This window comes from Roseomonas chloroacetimidivorans (genome assembly GCF_049629625.1).
Taxonomy (GTDB): Bacteria; Pseudomonadota; Alphaproteobacteria; order Acetobacterales; family Acetobacteraceae; genus Roseomonas; species Roseomonas chloroacetimidivorans.
In genome coordinates this window covers 1-16,974 of sequence record NZ_JBNBZS010000101.1, presented here as the reverse complement: position 1 = coordinate 16,974, position 16,974 = coordinate 1, and the positions used below count along the sequence as shown (strand labels likewise).

At 66.9% G+C, this 16,974-nt stretch carries 25 protein-coding genes and 1 tRNA gene; 6 read left to right on the top strand and 20 right to left on the bottom strand.

Annotated features, from left to right (window positions below):
- From ACO1BU_RS32100 to ACO1BU_RS32070, 7 genes are all read right to left on the bottom strand, one after another.
- On the bottom strand, positions 1-1,572 hold a 1,572-nt coding region (locus ACO1BU_RS32100; RefSeq protein ID WP_424140015.1), incomplete at its 3' end, for a hypothetical protein.
- A gap of 49 nt (positions 1,573-1,621) precedes the next feature.
- The gene (locus tag ACO1BU_RS32095) at positions 1,622-1,906 is read right to left on the bottom strand and encodes a hypothetical protein (RefSeq protein WP_424140014.1); all 285 of its coding nucleotides are present in this window, start codon (positions 1,904-1,906) and stop codon (positions 1,622-1,624) included.
- On the bottom strand, positions 1,903-2,088 hold the full coding sequence (locus tag ACO1BU_RS32090; protein WP_424140013.1) for a hypothetical protein: 186 nt from the start codon (positions 2,086-2,088) through the stop codon (positions 1,903-1,905). The genes ACO1BU_RS32095 and ACO1BU_RS32090 overlap by 4 nt, the downstream gene beginning before the upstream one ends.
- Positions 2,085-2,432, bottom strand: coding sequence for a hypothetical protein (locus tag ACO1BU_RS32085; RefSeq protein ID WP_424140012.1), 348 nt, complete (start codon positions 2,430-2,432; stop codon positions 2,085-2,087). Before ACO1BU_RS32085 ends, ACO1BU_RS32090 begins: the two co-directional genes overlap by 4 nt.
- Complete coding sequence (locus tag ACO1BU_RS32080) at positions 2,429-2,752, bottom strand: hypothetical protein (RefSeq protein ID WP_424140011.1); 324 nt, start codon at positions 2,750-2,752, stop codon at positions 2,429-2,431. The genes ACO1BU_RS32085 and ACO1BU_RS32080 overlap by 4 nt, the downstream gene beginning before the upstream one ends.
- Positions 2,753-2,906: 154 nt before the next feature.
- The gene (locus ACO1BU_RS32075) at positions 2,907-3,173 is read right to left on the bottom strand and encodes a hypothetical protein (RefSeq protein WP_424140010.1); all 267 of its coding nucleotides are present in this window, start codon (positions 3,171-3,173) and stop codon (positions 2,907-2,909) included.
- Positions 3,136-4,005 carry a hypothetical protein gene (locus tag ACO1BU_RS32070; protein ID WP_424140009.1) on the bottom strand — a complete coding sequence of 290 codons (870 nt, stop codon included), beginning with the start codon at positions 4,003-4,005 and terminating at the stop codon, positions 3,136-3,138. The genes ACO1BU_RS32075 and ACO1BU_RS32070 overlap by 38 nt, the downstream gene beginning before the upstream one ends.
- A gap of 128 nt (positions 4,006-4,133) precedes the next feature.
- On the opposite strand from ACO1BU_RS32070, the gene ACO1BU_RS32065 reads away from it, so the two are divergent.
- Positions 4,134-5,096: a site-specific integrase gene (locus ACO1BU_RS32065; protein ID WP_424140008.1), complete on the top strand. Its 963-nt coding sequence runs from the start codon at positions 4,134-4,136 to the stop codon at positions 5,094-5,096.
- 51 nt (positions 5,097-5,147) lie between these two features.
- Positions 5,148-5,263 (top strand) — tRNA-OTHER (locus ACO1BU_RS32060).
- A 153-nt stretch (positions 5,264-5,416) separates the two neighbouring features.
- Here ACO1BU_RS32060 and ACO1BU_RS32055 read toward each other — a convergent pair.
- Genes ACO1BU_RS32055 through ACO1BU_RS32040 form a run of 4 tightly spaced genes read right to left on the bottom strand, consistent with a single transcriptional unit; the run spans position 5,417 to position 6,598 of the window.
- Positions 5,417-5,563 carry a hypothetical protein gene (locus ACO1BU_RS32055; protein WP_424140007.1) on the bottom strand — a complete coding sequence of 49 codons (147 nt, stop codon included), beginning with the start codon at positions 5,561-5,563 and terminating at the stop codon, positions 5,417-5,419.
- The gene (locus ACO1BU_RS32050; protein WP_424140006.1) at positions 5,560-5,787 is read right to left on the bottom strand and encodes a hypothetical protein; all 228 of its coding nucleotides are present in this window, start codon (positions 5,785-5,787) and stop codon (positions 5,560-5,562) included. Before ACO1BU_RS32050 ends, ACO1BU_RS32055 begins: the two co-directional genes overlap by 4 nt.
- Entirely contained in the window at positions 5,784-6,254 is a 471-nt protein-coding gene (locus tag ACO1BU_RS32045; RefSeq protein WP_424140005.1) for a hypothetical protein, read from the bottom strand. Before ACO1BU_RS32045 ends, ACO1BU_RS32050 begins: the two co-directional genes overlap by 4 nt.
- On the bottom strand, positions 6,251-6,598 hold the full coding sequence (locus ACO1BU_RS32040; RefSeq protein WP_424140004.1) for a hypothetical protein: 348 nt from the start codon (positions 6,596-6,598) through the stop codon (positions 6,251-6,253). The genes ACO1BU_RS32045 and ACO1BU_RS32040 overlap by 4 nt, the downstream gene beginning before the upstream one ends.
- Positions 6,599-7,022: 424 nt before the next feature.
- Here ACO1BU_RS32040 and ACO1BU_RS32035 point away from each other — a divergent pair, with 424 nt between their 5' ends.
- The 4 genes from ACO1BU_RS32035 (at position 7,023) to ACO1BU_RS32020 (ending at position 8,997) form a co-directional block, all read left to right on the top strand.
- On the top strand, positions 7,023-7,661 hold the full coding sequence (locus ACO1BU_RS32035) for an AAA family ATPase (protein WP_424140003.1): 639 nt from the start codon (positions 7,023-7,025) through the stop codon (positions 7,659-7,661).
- The gene (locus ACO1BU_RS32030) at positions 7,658-7,903 is read left to right on the top strand and encodes a hypothetical protein (protein WP_424140002.1); all 246 of its coding nucleotides are present in this window, start codon (positions 7,658-7,660) and stop codon (positions 7,901-7,903) included. The genes ACO1BU_RS32035 and ACO1BU_RS32030 overlap by 4 nt, the downstream gene beginning before the upstream one ends.
- A 51-nt stretch (positions 7,904-7,954) precedes the next feature.
- Positions 7,955-8,368, top strand: coding sequence for an HNH endonuclease (locus tag ACO1BU_RS32025; RefSeq protein WP_424140001.1), 414 nt, complete (start codon positions 7,955-7,957; stop codon positions 8,366-8,368).
- A gap of 272 nt (positions 8,369-8,640) precedes the next feature.
- The gene (locus ACO1BU_RS32020; RefSeq protein WP_424140000.1) at positions 8,641-8,997 is read left to right on the top strand and encodes a hypothetical protein; all 357 of its coding nucleotides are present in this window, start codon (positions 8,641-8,643) and stop codon (positions 8,995-8,997) included.
- A 14-nt stretch (positions 8,998-9,011) separates the two neighbouring features.
- Here the strand turns inward: ACO1BU_RS32020 and ACO1BU_RS32015 are convergent, their stop codons facing one another.
- The 9 genes from ACO1BU_RS32015 to ACO1BU_RS31975 form a co-directional block, all read right to left on the bottom strand.
- Positions 9,012-9,647, bottom strand: coding sequence for a phage baseplate protein (locus ACO1BU_RS32015; RefSeq protein WP_424139999.1), 636 nt, complete (start codon positions 9,645-9,647; stop codon positions 9,012-9,014).
- A 2-nt stretch (positions 9,648-9,649) separates the two neighbouring features.
- Complete coding sequence (locus tag ACO1BU_RS32010; protein ID WP_424139998.1) at positions 9,650-11,362, bottom strand: phage tail tape measure protein; 1,713 nt, start codon at positions 11,360-11,362, stop codon at positions 9,650-9,652.
- 3 nt (positions 11,363-11,365) lie between these two features.
- Positions 11,366-11,785, bottom strand: a complete 420-nt coding sequence (locus ACO1BU_RS32005) for a hypothetical protein (protein ID WP_424139997.1) — start codon at positions 11,783-11,785, stop codon at positions 11,366-11,368.
- A 361-nt stretch (positions 11,786-12,146) separates the two neighbouring features.
- Entirely contained in the window at positions 12,147-12,854 is a 708-nt protein-coding gene (locus ACO1BU_RS32000) for a hypothetical protein (RefSeq protein WP_424139996.1), read from the bottom strand.
- Between the two features lie 6 nt (positions 12,855-12,860).
- The gene (locus ACO1BU_RS31995; protein ID WP_424139995.1) at positions 12,861-13,520 is read right to left on the bottom strand and encodes a hypothetical protein; all 660 of its coding nucleotides are present in this window, start codon (positions 13,518-13,520) and stop codon (positions 12,861-12,863) included.
- Positions 13,520-13,750, bottom strand: a complete 231-nt coding sequence (locus ACO1BU_RS31990) for a hypothetical protein (protein ID WP_424139994.1) — start codon at positions 13,748-13,750, stop codon at positions 13,520-13,522. The genes ACO1BU_RS31995 and ACO1BU_RS31990 overlap by 1 nt, the downstream gene beginning before the upstream one ends.
- Before the next feature lie 117 nt (positions 13,751-13,867).
- Positions 13,868-14,128 (bottom strand): HGGxSTG domain-containing protein, encoded by a 261-nt coding sequence (locus ACO1BU_RS31985; RefSeq protein WP_424139993.1) that lies wholly within the window; start codon positions 14,126-14,128, stop codon positions 13,868-13,870.
- Entirely contained in the window at positions 14,125-14,754 is a 630-nt protein-coding gene (locus ACO1BU_RS31980) for a hypothetical protein (RefSeq protein WP_424139992.1), read from the bottom strand. Before ACO1BU_RS31980 ends, ACO1BU_RS31985 begins: the two co-directional genes overlap by 4 nt.
- Positions 14,751-16,974 (bottom strand): hypothetical protein (locus ACO1BU_RS31975; protein ID WP_424139991.1); only part of this gene is annotated, 2,224 nt, incomplete at its 5' end. The genes ACO1BU_RS31980 and ACO1BU_RS31975, both read right to left, overlap by 4 nt.

Sequence of the window (16,974 nt, the reverse complement as noted above, 5' to 3'; positions counted from 1 at the left end):
TTCCTTTAGCGAGCCACAGACCACCCTCTCCACTGGCTCGCCGGCCGCCTGGGCCAGCTTCACCGCCTCCAGGTCCAGGCACATCGCCTCGCCCGGCCGCTCCGGGTCCGGCTGCTCCCGCCCCCGATGCATTGCTACCGAGATATCGTGCTTCTTTGCTTCCTCGCTAAAGGCCTCCAGGGCTTCCGCGTTCAGCTTGGTGGTCGGCCCCAGCCAGAGGGCCCGGTGCGGTAGGCCGGCCGCCTTGTGCAGGGCCACCCGTTCCGCGATCAGTTCCCGGCCGGCCCGGCTCTTCCCGCCCCCGACGTCCACGGCCAAGCCGAGTTGCCGGGGCTGGGGGCGTTCCTCCTCCGCTACCTCGTGCCAGGCGGTGACGTCTTCCAGGAAGGTCCGGATCTGGCTCTGTAGAGTGTCCCTGGCCTCGTCCAGCTTGTGGGCCGGGGCTTCATGGAACGGAGCGGACGCAACCGGCGCGTCGGCCTTGTTCTGCTCAACCCAGCGGTATGCGCCGTCGATCTGGTGATCGAGGTAGGCATCCGAGCAGAAGCGCGCGAGGTCAGATGCGGCGTGGTGCCGATGGGCCTCTCGTTCAGCCGCATCCCGGATGGCGTCGCGGCATAGCTGCTTCAGCGCCTCGTCGTCACGCAGCTTAGGCGGCGTCTGAATAGCGTAGAGGAGCGTCGCCCGACGCAGGGGGGCGTGCCACCCTTCCCGTCCCTCATCGTCGCCCAGCAGGGCCAAGGCGCCGGCAATGGTGCGCGCGGCACTGGCATCGAGGCCGGCACCGGTGGCGACTCTTTCCCGCCTCTCCTGCACCATGACGCGCAGTGCGGCGAGATCGAGCTTGGGTAGTGTGACCTCTGCATCCAGGCCCTTCACCCATCCCGTGCGGCGCGGCAGCGGATCATGGCCGCCCTGGATGATGGGATCAGCGATGTAATGCACCTGGGCCGCGCTGAAGGGCGAGCGGTCCACGGCGGGTGCGTGGGCGTGGAAATAGAGCTTCAGCTCTTCATTGCTGATCGGCTCAGCCAGCCAGAAAAACAAATGCGCCTTGAGCACGCCGGCCGCGAAGCCTGCCGATGATGAGAGCTGCCAGAAGCATTCAACGTCGTGGAAGCACTCGGGAAGCAAGGCGTGAATGACGGCCTCGATTGCCTCTTCCGGATCAGTTGCGAGGTCAGCCGAAGCTGGCAATGGCCACCCGTCCACGTCGATCATGAGCCATTGCCGCGGCACCTCTTCGAGAGTCGGAGCCTCGCCCTTCTTCCCCTTGTGCTTCAGGCGCCGGATGCGGAGGCGTGGGTTCTGCGTCCACGCCTCTCTCACGTCATCGCGGAGAGCACCGCGCACGATGAAGGCGCGCGGATCGCGTCGGATCTCGTCAAGCACGGCGGCCACATCAGCGAGGCTGCTGACCGGCCGCTCTTCGGGAGCGAAGCTGGCGCCCGCGTCATAGCTGACTTTGCGCCAGGCGTTCAGCGTGGCGTTCCAGGCCCACTGCTTCGTCGCGAAGCGCGGTGCGCCTGCCGGCGTCGGCGTGGTGCGGAGGATGGTGATGGTGTCGCTCAAGCGTCACCCCGCCCATCATGCGCGGTAACCGGTATTATCGGGCGGGCTCTCAATGCGGCCTGCCCAGGCCGTATTCGGCCGAGCGCATGTTGTACCAGGTGCGCGCTACGGCATCGGTGACGGCTTCCAGCGTGCCGGGCTGGAGCGCGTAGAGCGGCCAGGGGCGACCGTCTCGCCCAGGCTTGCTGGGGCACGTCAGCGTCACGGCGCCGACGGCATTCCTGCGCGCCTCGATGCCCTTGAGGGAGACGCCGGGGATGGTCACGTCAGCGAAGGCGAAATTGTGACTGATGACGCGCAGGCTCACGCGCTGCACGGGGACGGCGCCGCTCATTGGCCGCCCTCCATCTTGCTCTTCTCCGCGAGCGCCGCGGCGAGGCTACCGAAGAGGAGGAGGATGGGCCGGCGGCTGGGATTCTTGGCGCCGGGCGGCACAACCAGGCCGGCGCGTGGCAGGCCATCCGCGTCGGGCGCGTCGGGCAGAAGGTGCAGCTTGATCGGATCGGGGCGCGTCATGCGGCGGCCCCCGTGTTGAGGGTGCGCGCCTTCGCTGGCGAGACGTGGACGCCGGGGCGCCCTTCGAGACGGCGTAGAATTCCTTTCGCATTGGCGCCGCGCACCACATCGGCGCGCAGCATCATGGTCAGGATCTTCAGCGCCTCGACTTCAATGGCCTGCTTCAGATCGGCCGCGACCGGCCCATCCGGGAACATGACATAGCCGCGCGCGGTGACGACCACGCTGAGGCATCGCCCGTCACCGTGATACTCGAACCGACCAAGAATGGACGTGCGGCCAGATTCCGGCGTGCAGCTCACCAGGCGCAGCGGAAAGGCGGAGTTCTCCGCCGCGCTGCTCATATCCTTCTCCCGATGCGGTTCTGCAGCTTGCTCCGGAAGGCCATGGCATCGGCCAGGCTCAGGAAGCCCAAGAAGGCGACACCGCCCTTTTCGAGGGTCAGTTCCAGCAGCATGGCGCCGTCCACGTCCGGCCAGTCGATGCCTTGATCGTGGGTGAGGATGGCAGCCACTTCGCCGGGGACACCGAGGCGCGCGAAGAAGGCATCCGCCGTGGCGGGAACCCCCGGCGCGGCGACGAGCACCACAAAGGGGTAATCCGCGATCGGCGGCAGGATTTCGAGGCTGGCCGAGGTTCCGGCCGGGATGTTCAGGGCTGACATGGCCGCTCCCTTCGGAGCGACGATCAGGCTGGAAATGCTCGGGGCAGGCTGCTATATCTACGGGCGGTGGTAGTGGTTCACAGAATTACCGCGTCAGGCATAGTAGCTTAACCCGAGGCCTCGCTGGGTAACCCCCGGCGGGGCCTTTGGCATTTCAGGCCGCGACCGCCGCCGAGTTGGAGGGCGAGGACCGGCGGGCCGGGCTCGGCACTAGGCCGAGCGCCTGCGCGATCCGGGGCAGATCGTCTGGAGAGAAGTGCCAGCGGCCGTTCACCCGCTCAGCCGGAATCTTCCGGTCCAGGGCGGCTTCCTGCATCCCGCGATACCGCAGCTTCGCCAAAGCCGCCGTGTCACGGCCCGTCTCGGTCAGGTACCGGTTCAGGTCATCGAGAAGAAAGGCGAGGGGACGTCTCTGCGCCATAGGGGCGGCTCCGTGTCGCGAGTTCCCGCACGCCCATTATGGACGAGGGGGCGACCAGCCGAAGTGCAGGCAAAGGTTGTCCCACACACACACGCACCCTATTATCCCGGCTGTTGAGTAGTGTTCCGGTTGGGTGCGTATTGCTCGACTGGTCAGTTTGCGTAGGCGCCGCCCTTGCCGGGGCGGCGTTTTCGCTTTCAGGGATCAGATCCTGCTCGTCGGAATTGGTACCGATGAGCTCGCCCAAGGTACGCAAAACCTCGAACGAGAAAGACACTTGGACGCGCCGGCCGCGGGAGAGGCTATTCGCCTCCACGTCCAGGGCTTCCTGAGAAGGGCGCCAGTAGAAGCGGTACTGGTCACCCTGCCCGTTCTTGTCGTCAGCGGCCTTGGAGGTCCAAGCCACCAGCGGATCCAGGCAAGCCGTCAGTTCCTCGCGCGTGGAGACGGCCATATCGAGGTAGCCGGCTTCCGAATTGCCCTGCCCGTACCTCTCCACAAGCCGGGAGAGGAATTCGGCTAGGTTCAGCGTGGAAACCTGGAAGTGCTTCTCCAGGATGTCCCAGATCGTCGGCCAACTCTCACGCTCGGCGCGCAGGCTCGCCAGATTCCGTGCTGCCTCTACAGCACCACCCGGGCCCGTCGCTGTCGTCGCTAGCACGATCAGGACCAACTCGAACGGCGTGTAGTGGACGGCATCCCTGCCGCCGCCGCGCTTGCCGGTGCGGATGAGGCCAGCCGCGCGCAGCTCCCGAATGTACCGGTCCAGAGTGGCCGGATGCATCCCAAGAGCTGCTGCGAGAGCGGCTATGACCTGCGGCGTGGTTGCCATGCATCGGACTATGGGTGCGCGTGTGTGTGCGGTCAACGAAAACTTATGGCGATGGCGCCAAATCCCATTGACTACGTGCGTGTGTGCCGGTTTAGTGCGCGATAATTCCAATTACCGGACACCATGGCATGAGCGAATCCGTCCCCGCCTTGATCGTGCCCAGCCTGGAGGGGGAAATTGCCCTCCGGCTGGAGCAGCACCGGCACGCCGCCCGGGGCGCCCTGGCTCCCGAGACCGAACGGGCCCTGGCGAAGACGTCGGCCGCCTGGACGTCCTGGGCGTCGTCGCGCGGGGTCCGGCACCTGCCGGCCGAGGTCGAGACGGTGGTGGCCTACGTCGATGAGCTGGCAGAGGCCGGGAAGCGGCCGGCGTCGATCCGGCAAGCCGTCTGGGGCATCGCCTACATGCATCGCGCGGCCGGGCTCCCGGATCCGACCAAGGGCGAGCCGGTCCGGCTGGCACTCAAGCGCATGACGCGGAATCTCGGTGCCCGTCCCCGCCAGGCGGCCCCCATCGGAGAGAACGAGGTGCAGCGCATCCTCGCCACGGCGGGGAAGACCGCGGCCGACAAGCGGAATCTGGCGCTGGTGCTGGTGATGCGGGATCTCCTGGCCCGGCGGTCGGAGGCGGTGGCGCTGGAGGTCGGGAACATCGAGCCGGCCGAGGATGGCAGCGCCACGGTCCTGATCGCCCGCTCCAAGACCGACCAGGCCGGCGAGGGTGAGGTGCGCTGGCTCTCCCCCCGTGCCCACAAGGCCGTCCAGGACTGGCTGGCGGTCTCGGGGATCACGGACGGCCCGATCTTCCGCGCCGTGAACAAGGGCGGCCGGGTGGGCGAGGCGCTGACCACCAGCGACGTGCCGCGCATCCTGAAGGGGCTGGCCGCGCGTGCCGGCATCGCGGCCGAGAGGATCAGCGGGCACTCCTGCCGGGTCGGCATGGCGCAGGATCTCGTCGCGGCTGGGGCCGAGCTGCCGGCGGTGATGCAGGCCGGGCGGTGGAAGAGCCCGACCATGCCCGCCCGGTACGCTGAGAAGGTGCTGCCCCGCCGCGGGGCCGTGGCCCGGTTCTACGAGCAGCGGGGAGGATGACCGCAGATTCATGTTGAATAACGGGTTCGTGATCTCGTATGAAGAGGGCACGGGCGCGTGGCGAAATGGTAAACGCGGCGGCTTCTGAGAACGGATCGATAGACGGTCCGCTCCCAGAATCCGCTGGGGGCAACCTCTTGAGGGTTCAATTCCCTCCGCGCCCACCAAGCTTCTTTGATAGCTTGATGCATCGCTATCATGATGCCCGATAATCTCGCTTACCGCGCACGATCAGGGCAAAAAGAAAGCGGCGGACCGAAGCCCGCCGCCATGTCGCGTAGAAGGGTATCGGTAATGCATATACCCTTCCGCCTTTCAGATCAGGACCAGGTGCCCACCGCCAGCACCAGGGCCAAGGGCAGCAGCCACAGCGGCACGCCGCAGCGGGCTGCATAGACGGCGGCCGTCATGGACCCGGCGCAGAAGATGCCGATCAGCGCCAGCCAGCCGGGGAGGAAGCCGGTCATGTCTTCCTCCGCCGCTCGTTGCCCTGCTCTTCAGCGAAGGCACTCGCCGCCTCGAGTTGTTCGTTCACGCGCTTCGCGATCCAATCCAGCACGCACAGGCGCCGATCATTGTCGGCACTCTTCTCGTAGGGGGATGCGTTCCGCGTGATCTCCGAGATGGCGGCCACCCCAAGCTGGGCGTCCAGAATGCGGTAATAGAGGTCATCGAAGGGGTTCGGCTTCATACCGCGCCCCTCCCCAGCAGATCAACCGCCGCTAGCGGGCCCCGGGGATGGGCCTCCTTCAAGGCGTGCTCGCCCAGCAGGTCACGCAGCAGGCTCCAGGCCAACAGCGCTTCACCGTCGCGGTTGAGGAAAACTAACCCCTGAGCGCGATCGCCACCGGCGAGCCAATCGGCTGCCGCTTCGGCCTTTCTTCTCACTCCCTCGGGGGTGCGGGCGGGAATGGCCGCTGCACGGGCCATCAAGGCTTCCCAGGGTGCGGGCGCCAAAAGCTCCCCGAGCGTGGGCGGCGTGCTCATCGGCCTCTGCCACTCGCGGCAAAGTCTTCTGACCTCGTCCAGCAGCGCGATCAGTTCCCCGTCCAGCTCGGCCGCCTTGGTGGCGCCGGCCTCGGGGGCGGCTAGGAGGAGAGCGGCGCAGCTCGCGCCGGTCAGGACCGCGCAGCGGCCTGTGGGGGTGCGCCGGCTCATGCCCGCGGCCTCCCGAAGATATCGAACCGGAGATTGGCCGGGATCGGCTCGCCCGCGCGGCGGTAAGCGTCCCGCATCTCGCGGTGACTGGGGCGGAGGACCTGAACCGGGCGGATCCAGTCGGGCACCAGCGTCACCGGCTGGGCGGAAACCTCATCTGGCTCGGCCTCGCCCTCCACGTCGGGCTCCAGGTCGGTGTCGCTTTCCAGCGAGTCCAGGAAATCAATGGTGTTGGTGACCAGCCCCTCCAGCATCTCGCGGAGGGCGCGCAGCTCGGCCACGGGGGCAAGCTCGGGGGGTCTTCTGCCCGGCGCCCGGGAGAAGATAGACAGCACGGTAGCCATGGTCCTTGCCTCGGATCGACAGGGGTTGTGGTCAGGCTGGGCGTCGGGGCTTCCCTCCCCTTCGCTCGGCCGCTCTTTAAGCCGGCAAATTTGCCGGCTTTGCCCGGACCGTTTCTGGACAACTTGTCCAAAAACCCCGCCGGGCGCGGGATCTGGGTCAGGCGGCGGACCGTCGGCGCTCTGAACCTCTTCCACGTAGGTGGAAGAGGTTCAGCAGCACGACGGGGCCGCCTCAGTGTCTTCTCGAAATCGCGCCGCAGTTCATCGGAATCCCCTTGGGCTCCGGCATCCCCGCCGCGCCCTGCTTTCATGATATAGTGAAAGCACGAAAGCACATCAAGCGGGAAAGTGCTTTCGTGATGCTCTGAATTGCCGATGCTCTGCTTTCATGCTATGTTCCCATCACACATTGTGGGCTGGGCTGATGAAGGTGTTGGGGCTGCTGTCCCGGAAGGGTGGAGCAGGGAAGACAACCCTGGCGGTTCACCTGGCCGTGGCGGCGGAGCAGACCGGCAAGCGGACGTTGATCCTGGACGCGGATCCTCAGCGGTCGGCCGCGTCCTGGTGGCAGGCGCGCGAGGCTGGCTCGCCGCAGATGGAGGCGGTCGAGGCTGCCACCCTTCCGAGCGTCATCGAGGCGGCCCGGAAGGCCGGAATGGACCTGGTCGTCATCGACACGCGGCCCTCAGTGGAAGCGGACGCGGCGGCGGTAGCTAAGCTGTCTGATTACCTGCTGATCCCTACCCGCCCAGCCATCCTCGATCTGCGCGCAATCCTGGGCACCCTCGACATCGTCAAAGGCAGTGCCCGGAAAGCGGCAATCGTCCTGAATGCCTGCCCTCCGACCCGGGGTCTCAGTGCGTCGGCTGCAGTGGTCAGAGAGGCGCGGCAGGCCCTCAAGGCATTCGGGGTGCCGGTAGCTGCACCCACCCTGACCCAGCGCGCCGCCTTCTCTCATGCCCTGGTGGCTGGCCTGACGGTCACAGAGGCCGAGCCGGACGGAAAGGCCGCGCTGGAGGTCCGCGCTTTATGGAAATTCGTTGAGAAAGAGCTGTTCCGATGAAGAAGCCCACGTTCAGTCAGGTGCTGGCGGCCGAAACTGCGCCGGCCCAACCCGAACCTGCGGCGGCGCCTGCCAAGGCAAAGAAGAGTGATGGCCGCAAGACCACCACCATCCGAATTTCCGAGCCAGCCTTGGACGCGCTCAAGCAGCTCGCCCTCGACCGGAAGACCAAGCTGAATGACCTGCTGGTCTCGGGTGCCATGCGCGAGCTTGAGGCCCATGGCCGTAAACCGAAGGAGTGATATAGTGACATCACTCCATCACGAAAGCATCAAGGCGCTGGACGAGGGCCGATGACCCTCCCCTGCCTCTACTGCGGCCACCCCGCCGAGGAAGTGGACCACATGGTTCCCCGAGCTGCTGGCGGTACGGACGATCGCCAGAACCTCGCCCCCTCGTGCGCTCTCTGCAATGGGTCCAAGGGTAGCAGCCGGCTGGAGTTCTGGCTGCGCCATGACCCTGACGTGCTGGCTCGCGTCCGGAGATTTCAGGCCGGGGAAGACGTGTTGGGCGAAGTCGTCCCGAGCACAATCAACGCGCATCGTCGAACCAAAGGGCCAGTACGCGGGATAACGCTGCGCCTTCCTCCGGACGCTCATTCGCGGCTCAAGCGCCTGGCCGCAGCCCCAAAAGTACCAGTCCACGATCTGCTGCTGGAGGCGGTGAACGACCTGTTCCGAAAGAACGACCTTCCGCCCATCGCCTGATACCGGGCTATCAAGGTGATTCGATGCTTTGCCATCGGGCGGGCGCTAAGTGGCTGGAAAGGCTAGTGTCCAGGTAGGCGTGATAAGCCTCTATTGTCACGCCTTAGGCTGCCGGCGGCTGCGCCAGCCTCAGCCCCGCCAAGGCGTGCTAATTGGGCATTGTCACGCCTCACATTGCTGTTGGTAATGCGAGTTACCGGGCACCATCCCTTTTTGGTTCCATCCCAGAACATGCTCTGATAACGGTTCCGTGAACAATGGAGTGCGGGGCCGTGCGGGTGCTCGTAGATTGGGCTCGGTTTTCGATCGGACTTGCCGCCCTCGTAGTAGTGGCCGTGTTCGTCCTGGGTGGCGGCGGCTATGCCGAGTACCAGGGTGCCGGTTTCGGGACGGGTGCCGTCCTGGGCGGCATCGTCGGCCTACTAGTGGCCGGTTCGATGCTGGGGGTGGCGGCGGCCATCGTTGATATGCACTGGCATAGCCGGCAGATGATCGGACTGCTGAAGGAGCAGAACGCCCACCTGGCCGCCCTGGTGCGGGCTGCTGGCCCGGCGGTGGCCCCCCCGACGGCGGAACCCCCGACCCGGGCCTCCTTCCCCAACCTGAAGAACAGCAAGCAAGCGGCCTGATCCCGCCGAAGGGCTCAGGACCGCCCCGTCAGCCTGCGCACCGCCTCCAGCAAGGGCGTGCTGGGTTTGGCCTGGCTGTCTGCGCCTGCCGCTCCGGTCGTGCTGGTCGGGCTGCTCTTCCCGGCCGGCGTGTTGGTCGCGCCGGCCCGGCCGCGCGCCGCGCCCTTGGCCTTGTTCTCGGGCACCTCGGCGCTCTTCAGCGTGACCTTCCTGACCTTGGTGAGCTCGGCCTGAATTTCCAGCCAGTTGCCGCCCTTGTCGCTGTTGGAGCGGACGGCACGCAGGCTGGTGAAGCCCATATCGGTGTAGATCATTTGGCCCGTGCTGACAGTCACCAGAGCCCGGGCCTTATGCATTGACCTCAACATATCGACCGCATCCACCAGCTTGGTGCTGGCCGGCTGCTCGTTGTCGCTGAAGAGCGAGACGGCGGAGCTCAGATAGGAGAAGGCCATCACGTCGGCCGTGCTGACGAGGCCTGATATCCGGATCGTCTCTACCCCTTGGGTGATGTGGTCGGAGATCACGGCCCCGTCTTCGACGGGGTAGCGCGTCACCTCGGCTTCCAGGGTGATTTCCTCACTCACCAGCACGTCGAGGATCAGCCCGCCCAGCTTCGAGCGACGGTCGGAGAATTCGAGAAAGCTCATCATCAGAAGCCGCCCCCCGTGCCGGCGGCGCCTTCGAACCGCGGTGAGGCCACCGCAAGATCTCGCGCCAGGCGGTCAGCACCCAGCAACACGTCCCCGAGCCCCTGTCGCACGCCTCGCTCGGCGGCGCCGGCAATCTCTGCCCCGGAGTTGCCCGTGGCATTCACCGTCACCTCTACCGGAGCGTTGTTAGTGACAGTCATATTGTTCGTGGTGGCACCCCGGGCGCTGTCTCGCTGCAGTAGGACGTCGTTCATGTTCTCGCCCGGCCGCAGCAGGCGCGGCGTTCCGTCTGGGCCGTCTACCCGCTGCTGAAAGCCGAGCGCGCCCAGCCCGTCCCGTATCTTCCTCTGCAGGTATTCCAGGATCGGATCCGGCCCCTCGACCTCGCCAGGAGGAAGCGTACCTACAGGCCCGCCCCAGGGCCGATTAGCACGGGCGGCGGCCTGCCCTGTTGACGCGGTCGCCCGGCCGCCAAGCGCCGTCTTCGCCCAGTCCGGCAGCCCCGAGGCGTCCAGAGCTTCCCTCCAGAGATTCGAGAATGCTGCCTTGATCCGGGCGGCCAGCCGCTCCCATGCGGCGGCCACCTCGTCGGGGGCGCCGGTCAGCATCACCTTCAGATCGAGGAAGGAAGCCTTGAGCTCCTCCAGAACTGGCCTTAGGCGCGCCGCTACTTGGTCATAGGGGCCGAGCAGTTCCTCGGTGAGGGTCTTGGTTCCGTCGTTCTGGACGTACTTCCAGAGGTCCTGGATGGCAGCCCCGACGAAGGCGATGGTCCCTGTGAGGATGACCAGCGCGGGATTCAGGATGCCCGCGGCAACCGTCACCGCGCCGATGCCGAGAGCCACGCCAGCGAGGATCTGATCCATCCCGCCGAACTCGTCAGTGACCCTTTTGATGGTCGGGATAGAATCCCGCCACTTGTCGATTCTCGCCCCCGCCCACTCGATCTGCCTCGCCAGCCTCTCGGTGAACCGGAAAGCCCGGTCGAACTCGCCAATGAGGCGATCCACCGAAACCCGGGTGGTATCCATCGCGAGCTGCACGGGCGTCTGCATCTTCGCGAATTCGGCGCGCCCAGCTTTTGCAGCGGCCAGCAGGGCGGGTAGGACGTTCTTCGCCGTCAGCTTTCCTTGAGAAGCCATCTCCTTGAGCTTGTCGGAGGTGACACCGATGGAGCGTGCGAACGCCTGTACGATGGTGTCGCTGGAATTCTCCAGAAGGGCGTTCAGTTCCTCACCCTGTAGCACCCCGGAATTGATGGCCTGGCCGAGCTGGGTGAAGACAGATGAGGTCTCGGATGCGGTGGCCCCGCCGGCGAGAAGACCTTTCTGAAGGCCGTCCAGCATCCCGATGGTGTCATCTATTCCATACCCTGCTCGCCGCATGGCAGGCGCGAAGCGCATCACACCCTTGGCGCTCTGATCCATCGCCACGCCAGTCTCGCGAGCGGACTGGTAAAGCCGCTCGAAGGCTTGAGCCGCCTCTTCTGGCCCAGTTGTTGCAGCGCGGAGCCGGTTCATCGTGTTGGTGTAGGCGTCGCCGGCCTCAATGATCTTGTCGATCCCGAAGGACGTTGCCAGCACCGCGCCAATGCCGGCGGCGAACCGATTGACGTTGCTGGCGACCTGGTTCAGCCGCTGCTCGTATCGCGTCGCCTCCCGGTCGTTCATCCGGAATCCGAGAAGCGTGACGAGCTCACGTACCACGGTCATAGGTCAGGCCCTCCCGGCCGGGTATGTGCCGCCCTTGGCGATGATCGCCCGACGGGTGAGCGCCTGGCGCATGATCGTGCCGAGCCGACCCTCCACCTTGTCCATCTCAGTCAGCAGGGTCTCAATCTCGGCTGTCAGGAGAGGCATCCGCGCCTCCGCTGCCTCGACGGCCGCGCGCAGCACCGCGAACTCGTCCAGGTCCACGGGCTGCCCGGCCCGCGCCTGCTCCTGCATCTCGCGGATGCGCTGCAGCCCGCGCTGACGAGAGGCTTGCAGCTCCTTCGCCTCCTGAGCCTTGGTAAAGACGGCCATGAGCTGGGGATCTGCTTCGGCCGCCAGAGCGCGCAGCCCGGGGATTGCCTCCGGTCCTGCTTGGTAACGGCGATTATCGGGCGCTTCCGAAGGGTCGGGGTCGGGCCTCATCCCCTGGTTTGCCGAAGCATCCGATCGCGCGCTGCCGCCGCGCTGAACACCGGCTGATCGTTCATGTCGCGGCGATCCTGTACTGCCCCAAGCGCCGGCAGCCCAGCCGCGCGCCTCCGAGCGCGTTCCGCCCCGCTATCCCGGATCCGCTCACGCTCGCGCTGCGCCTGTAGCTCGCGCATCTTCGAAATGCTCTTGGAGTCCACGGGCTCTCTCCTGCTTGCCGCGAGGGCGCGGACTTCTTCGATGGTGGGGATGGATGCTGGAGGGGGCGGCGGCTGGGGGCGGCGCTTAGGGCCGGTCCCGATGCAAGGCAGGCCGATTCTCATCATGCCTATGCCCACTTGCCGGGCCGATCCCATCAGGCCAGCCCCGCGCGCTGAAGCCAGAACTTCTGGTCGTCCCGCGCCTTCTGCGCCCGGTATTCCTTCATCTCGCGCTCTTCGATGCGTCGCTCCTCGGCCGCACGCTGGGCACGCTGCGCGTCCGCCTCAGCCCGTGCCGCCAAGGCCTCGCGGTCCTTGCGTTCCTTCCAAGCCTTCTGCCGCGCTGCGGACGTGGGCGCGAAGCGCTGAAGAGGGCTGAGGCCGTCCCCAATGAGGCCGGTGGCGGGAGAAGGGGCGAAGCTGGCGTGAAGGTGCGCCGCCTCGCGCAGCAACGTCCTCACGTCTTCCTGGAAGCGGCGCGCCTCTTCCAGATAGGCCTTGGTACGCGGCACCATCTCCGCGTTTGCCTTCTCGGCCAGCCGGCATACGTTGCGCTCCGCAGCCTCGATCTGCTCCCGAAGCTTGGGGATGGCGCCGGCCAGCAGCCCCGCCATGCTCTCCGCTTCCTGGATCGCCGCATCCACGGCCGCGATCTCTGCCGCCTCCACCGTCTCGCCCTTGGCGACGCGCTCCTGCAGCACGTCGCGCCGCGCGTTACCCTGCACCGCCTCGCGCTGGTTCACGGCCAGGCGCTCTTCGGCATCCGCGAGCATGGCGTGTGCGCGCTGGGCGACGGCCTCAGCCTCGGGCAGGCCGGGGATGGTCTCGGGGATCTCGGGCTTCTGGGGAATCTGCATCGTCATCGCCCCTCAGCCCGCCAGGTGCGCCGGAAGAGGCATGCCGGTGTCACGGTAGAAGGCCCGCTCCTTCTCCCGGATGGCGCGCTGATCCGCCTCCCATGTCGCCTGCACCCGCTCTCGCCGCTGCTTCTCGGCCGCCGCCTTCTGGTCGGCCGCCTTCACCTCATCCAGCCGCGCGCGGCGCGCCAGAGCGGCAGGGGCATACTGCTCAAGCTGAACGTGGCCGCCGAAGCTTGCATCCCAGCCCTTCAGCGTCTCATGCGTCTGCCAGGCCTCGCGCTTCTCCCGGAGTGCCGCGGTATAGGCTTCTTCCGCGTCCTGCAGACGCTTCGCCGCCGCGGCGATCTCCGCCCGCTTCGGCAGGCAGGCCAGGCGCTGCACCTCGCGCTCGGCTTCCTCGGCCGCCTTCAGCAGCGCCGGCAGCGCCTCGCCGATCAGGGCGGCCGTGGCCTCGGCGGTGCGGATCGCCACCTCCACCTCTGCCACTTCAGAGGCAGCAACCACCTCGCCGGCCTTCGCCGCCGCTAGCAGCTTCGCGCGGCGCGCCATGCCATCCTGCATGGTCTTCTCGGCCTGCGCCTTCTGTTCGCGGGCGCTGAGATACTTCTGCAGCGTCTCCTCGGCCGCGCTCTCAGCCTCGGCCAAGCCCTCGATCTTCACGGCGACCATCAGCGGCCATCCTTCCAGGCGTTGCTGAGACGGGCGTTGCGCTGTTCGTGGGCTTCAGCCGGCGTCGAGGGCAGGGCAGGGACCGCCTGATCCGGCGACTTCCAGGCCTGCGAAATTCGGTCTGCGTGCGCGTCGCGCGCGGCCTGCCGGCGGTCGGCATCCGCCTGCGTCAGATCCGCAGGCAGCACGTTCTCGGGGAGAACGTCGTAGCGGAGTTGTGTGTCGGCCATGGTGGTCCCGTCAGGTGGTGGTGGAGACGGGAGCCTCCGGGCCGCCGAAGCGGCCATATAGAACCGGGCCAGAGAGGCCGCGGGCGCGACAGTGTACGCCTAAGTTGTTGTACTGATCTAGTATTTCTCAATGATCTGCTTCTGGTTTTTCTTCAAATCTCGGATCAATCGCCGAAAAAGTTTCGCGTCTGCGCCATAGCATCCGTGGATATGCCGAGCCCTGCGCGACCGCTCCAACCCCTCAGCGGTGCGCGGCCCCGTGCTAAGACCTCCATGCATTCGGCACCGGCCATTCGGCATTGCCGGGCTTTGGCATCGGCCGCCACTCCGCGTTTTGGCAAAGCAGCGCTTGGCCTCGCGAGCTGCATCCAGCGTCACTGCTGGCCGCCCTGCGCGACAGCACCGACGATAGCCTGCCCACCGTCCTGCACTACCACACGCTCCACCCGCACCACCTGGGCGCCCTTGCCGCGCTTTCGATTCAGCGCCTCCACTATTTCAGTCATGGCTCGACAGAGGTTCGCCCCGTCACGGCGGAGCTTCGAGGCCACCTCGAAAGACTGATCCCGAATCACGGCTCGTCTGAAGCATTCCATGGCAGAGAAGTGCAGCGCCACGGCCTGTGCCGCCATCATGCCCTCAATCTCGTCCTCGGGTTTGAAAGCGGCGAGTGCAGCGACAGCGCTTTTTGCAGCGCGCACCATTGCAAGAGCGCGCTCGCCGCTACCGTGCTCTCCGGAAACGTGAAGCGTGGTGACTGTCGCGCTGAATATGGTGGTGTTGAACGCCGACACGGCCGAACCACCAATAGCCGCGAAGGCATTGCCAGCAGGGTCGATATCCAGCGAGCCATTCTCGCCAATGCCCTTGATGGCACCGATCGCCTTCCGAAGGCTGTCCAGCCCATCCGGAGCTGGTGCGGGTGCCGTAGCGGGGGGCGCCGCTCCGCTCTCTGGTTTCTGGACAAGTTGTCCAGAAACCCTCTTCGTCGTTGTTCTGCTCACCCCTGTACCTCCGTTCTCTGGTCCGCCTTTTGTGCTCGATAATTTGCCTTATCGATGACGATCCCCGGCGGGTCGGTCCCGTGTCTTTCGCACGCGCGCGCGTACTGGCCCGAAAACTCCTCGACCGGAGTTACGTCCGCCGCGGCGGCCGCGTGCTCGGGCCCTGGCGGTGCATGGGGTCTATTGCCCGATCGGGAGGCCTCGACCCCCACCCCCTCCTCAGCTTCGCCGCGGGGCGTGTCCGTCTGGGGCGGGGAGGAGATAGGCGCGGCCGCGCCTTCATCTGCTTTCGTAGGGGCGGGCGGATCGCCCTCCCCATGCCAACAATTGCCAAGCTCGGCCGGCTCAGGCGGGGGCTCCAGCTCGTCCGTCTCGAAGTGCGCCAGCTCCCCGAACACGCTCCGCAGCAGTTCCCAGAGGTCCGCCGGCTCCGTCCCGGGGCGGGCCCATCCATGCCTCGTCTGCTGGCCTCTCCCCTCCGGACGGTAGGTGAACCCCAGGGGCGATTTCCGGGACATTCCCCTAAGAATAATATTTCTTAGGGGATTGTCCCCGAAATCCCCTCCCCGGAGTCCTGCTCTCTGAAAGGCCTTTTTGGCGGCTTCCTCGGTAGGGAAGAGGTCGGGATAGAGGGCCGCAGCGTCTCTGGGGCTGGAGAGGACCAGGCCCCGGAGGGCCATGCGCTCGACGGCTGAGGGGCCCATCTCGCGCCAGTCGAGCAGTTCATCGAGAACCAGGGGCGTCACCACGTCGGCCATAATCCAGACCCGGAGCGGGTCGCCCTCGGTTCTTCGGATGCCCCGCCCTCTCCCTACGGCCTGGATCACCTCGGCGTCGGTGATGGCGGCCGAGACCGCCTCAGCGGCCGGGTTCGCATAGGCGCGAACCTCCATGGCTCCCGCCTTGCCATCGACCATCCGGACCCCGCGCGTCTCCCGGTGGCTCTCCGCGACCTGCACCGGCTCGCCTGTCAGGGCGGCGGCCAGGACTCGCACCTGATCGGACCGGGGGCGGGGGCGCCCGATGACGAACAGGTGCCGGACGTCGCGCCACTCGTCGCGCCCTGCCACATCGTTGAAGTGCGCCACCTCCACGCCGGGCAGGCCGGCGAAGGCAGCTTCGGCGTCCATGTAGGTGATGACCAGAGACCGCTCGCCCCGCGTCTCCCCGGCGACGAAATCCCGAAGCTGCCCCAGCAGCGGGGGGAGCTTCTGCGCCGGCTGGCCGTCTTCCCCGACCGTCAGCTTGAGTCCGCCCGGAAGAAGGGTGGTCTTGCCGAAGCCTCCCCGGATCTGCCGCACCTCCATGAAGGGGGCCTTCACCCGGATAGGCTCTGCCGCTTCAAGGCGGGGCATGTAGGCCCGCACCAGGTCGGCCGGCATGGTGGCGTCCAGGAGGAGGGCAGGGACCTTCTCAACGGCGGTGGAGAGCTCGGCCACGGTGCTGACGCTGAGGGTCCAGCGTTCCCGCCCCTCGCGATCCTTCTTCCAGGCCAGTTCCGCCCGGCCGGTGGCCGCCTCGGCATCATCACGGGCCAGCAGATCCGCCATCACGGTCCACATGGCGGCGAAGCGGGGGAGCTGGGCGTTCACACCGGCTTCCTCGGCCGCCTGCCGCCGATCCTCCGGCGACATACCCGGGCGCATAAGGTTCTCGCGCTTCCGGTTCCATTCGAGGCCGCGGGCGGTGCTGCAGTCCTGAACGGTGAGCCCGGCAGCCACCAGAGCCCGGCGCGTCACATAGCCCTCCGGCGAGGCCATGAGCGCATGCTCAAGCTTGGCACGGAGGGCGTGGAGGTCGTTGGTCGCCTCTTCGTCTACGGCCTGCCTGCCGCCGGGGATGAAGCGATAGACCGGATCGCCCAGCACCGCCTCGGCCAGCCCTTCGACGCCCACCCCACGGCCGGCGCGGATGCCGTCTTGCCACCACGCCTCATCGAAGACGGCGAGCGCCAGGTTCTTGGTGGCGCCTGCAGGCGTGTGGAACGCGGCCTCGTGGGCGGCAATGACGATATCCGCCTGCGAGACTTCCCGGCCCTGCCGGTAGTAGCCGCAGAGGCCCGGCCCGACCCGGAAGGGGCAGCGGGCGGCGCCTTCCTTTAGCGAGCCACAGACCACCCTCTCCACTGGCTCGCCGGCCGCCTGGGCCAGCTTCACCGCCTCCAGGTCCAGGCACATCGCCTCGCCCGGCCGCTCCGGGTCCGGCTGCTCCCGCCCCCGA

What these genes read in the sequence shown, in the direction of transcription:
- ACO1BU_RS32095 (WP_424140014.1), bottom strand. Translation starts at nt 1,906, where the DNA reads ATGAGCGGCGCCGTCCCCGTGCAGCGCGTGAGCCTGCGCGTCATCAGT.
- ACO1BU_RS32090 (WP_424140013.1), bottom strand. Translation starts at nt 2,088, where the DNA reads ATGACGCGCCCCGATCCGATCAAGCTGCACCTTCTGCCCGACGCGCCC.
- ACO1BU_RS32085 (WP_424140012.1), bottom strand. Translation starts at nt 2,432, where the DNA reads ATGAGCAGCGCGGCGGAGAACTCCGCCTTTCCGCTGCGCCTGGTGAGC.
- ACO1BU_RS32080 (WP_424140011.1), bottom strand. Translation starts at nt 2,752, where the DNA reads ATGTCAGCCCTGAACATCCCGGCCGGAACCTCGGCCAGCCTCGAAATC.
- ACO1BU_RS32075 (WP_424140010.1), bottom strand. Translation starts at nt 3,173, where the DNA reads ATGGCGCAGAGACGTCCCCTCGCCTTTCTTCTCGATGACCTGAACCGG.
- ACO1BU_RS32070 (WP_424140009.1), bottom strand. Translation starts at nt 4,005, where the DNA reads ATGGCAACCACGCCGCAGGTCATAGCCGCTCTCGCAGCAGCTCTTGGG.
- ACO1BU_RS32065 (WP_424140008.1), top strand. Translation starts at nt 4,134, where the DNA reads ATGAGCGAATCCGTCCCCGCCTTGATCGTGCCCAGCCTGGAGGGGGAA.
- ACO1BU_RS32055 (WP_424140007.1), bottom strand. Translation starts at nt 5,563, where the DNA reads ATGACCGGCTTCCTCCCCGGCTGGCTGGCGCTGATCGGCATCTTCTGC.
- ACO1BU_RS32050 (WP_424140006.1), bottom strand. Translation starts at nt 5,787, where the DNA reads ATGAAGCCGAACCCCTTCGATGACCTCTATTACCGCATTCTGGACGCC.
- ACO1BU_RS32045 (WP_424140005.1), bottom strand. Translation starts at nt 6,254, where the DNA reads ATGAGCCGGCGCACCCCCACAGGCCGCTGCGCGGTCCTGACCGGCGCG.
- ACO1BU_RS32040 (WP_424140004.1), bottom strand. Translation starts at nt 6,598, where the DNA reads ATGGCTACCGTGCTGTCTATCTTCTCCCGGGCGCCGGGCAGAAGACCC.
- ACO1BU_RS32035 (WP_424140003.1), top strand. Translation starts at nt 7,023, where the DNA reads ATGAAGGTGTTGGGGCTGCTGTCCCGGAAGGGTGGAGCAGGGAAGACA.
- ACO1BU_RS32030 (WP_424140002.1), top strand. Translation starts at nt 7,658, where the DNA reads ATGAAGAAGCCCACGTTCAGTCAGGTGCTGGCGGCCGAAACTGCGCCG.
- ACO1BU_RS32025 (WP_424140001.1), top strand. Translation starts at nt 7,955, where the DNA reads ATGACCCTCCCCTGCCTCTACTGCGGCCACCCCGCCGAGGAAGTGGAC.
- ACO1BU_RS32015 (WP_424139999.1), bottom strand. Translation starts at nt 9,647, where the DNA reads ATGAGCTTTCTCGAATTCTCCGACCGTCGCTCGAAGCTGGGCGGGCTG.
- ACO1BU_RS32010 (WP_424139998.1), bottom strand. Translation starts at nt 11,362, where the DNA reads ATGACCGTGGTACGTGAGCTCGTCACGCTTCTCGGATTCCGGATGAAC.
- ACO1BU_RS32005 (WP_424139997.1), bottom strand. Translation starts at nt 11,785, where the DNA reads ATGAGGCCCGACCCCGACCCTTCGGAAGCGCCCGATAATCGCCGTTAC.
- ACO1BU_RS32000 (WP_424139996.1), bottom strand. Translation starts at nt 12,854, where the DNA reads ATGACGATGCAGATTCCCCAGAAGCCCGAGATCCCCGAGACCATCCCC.
- ACO1BU_RS31995 (WP_424139995.1), bottom strand. Translation starts at nt 13,520, where the DNA reads ATGGTCGCCGTGAAGATCGAGGGCTTGGCCGAGGCTGAGAGCGCGGCC.
- ACO1BU_RS31990 (WP_424139994.1), bottom strand. Translation starts at nt 13,750, where the DNA reads ATGGCCGACACACAACTCCGCTACGACGTTCTCCCCGAGAACGTGCTG.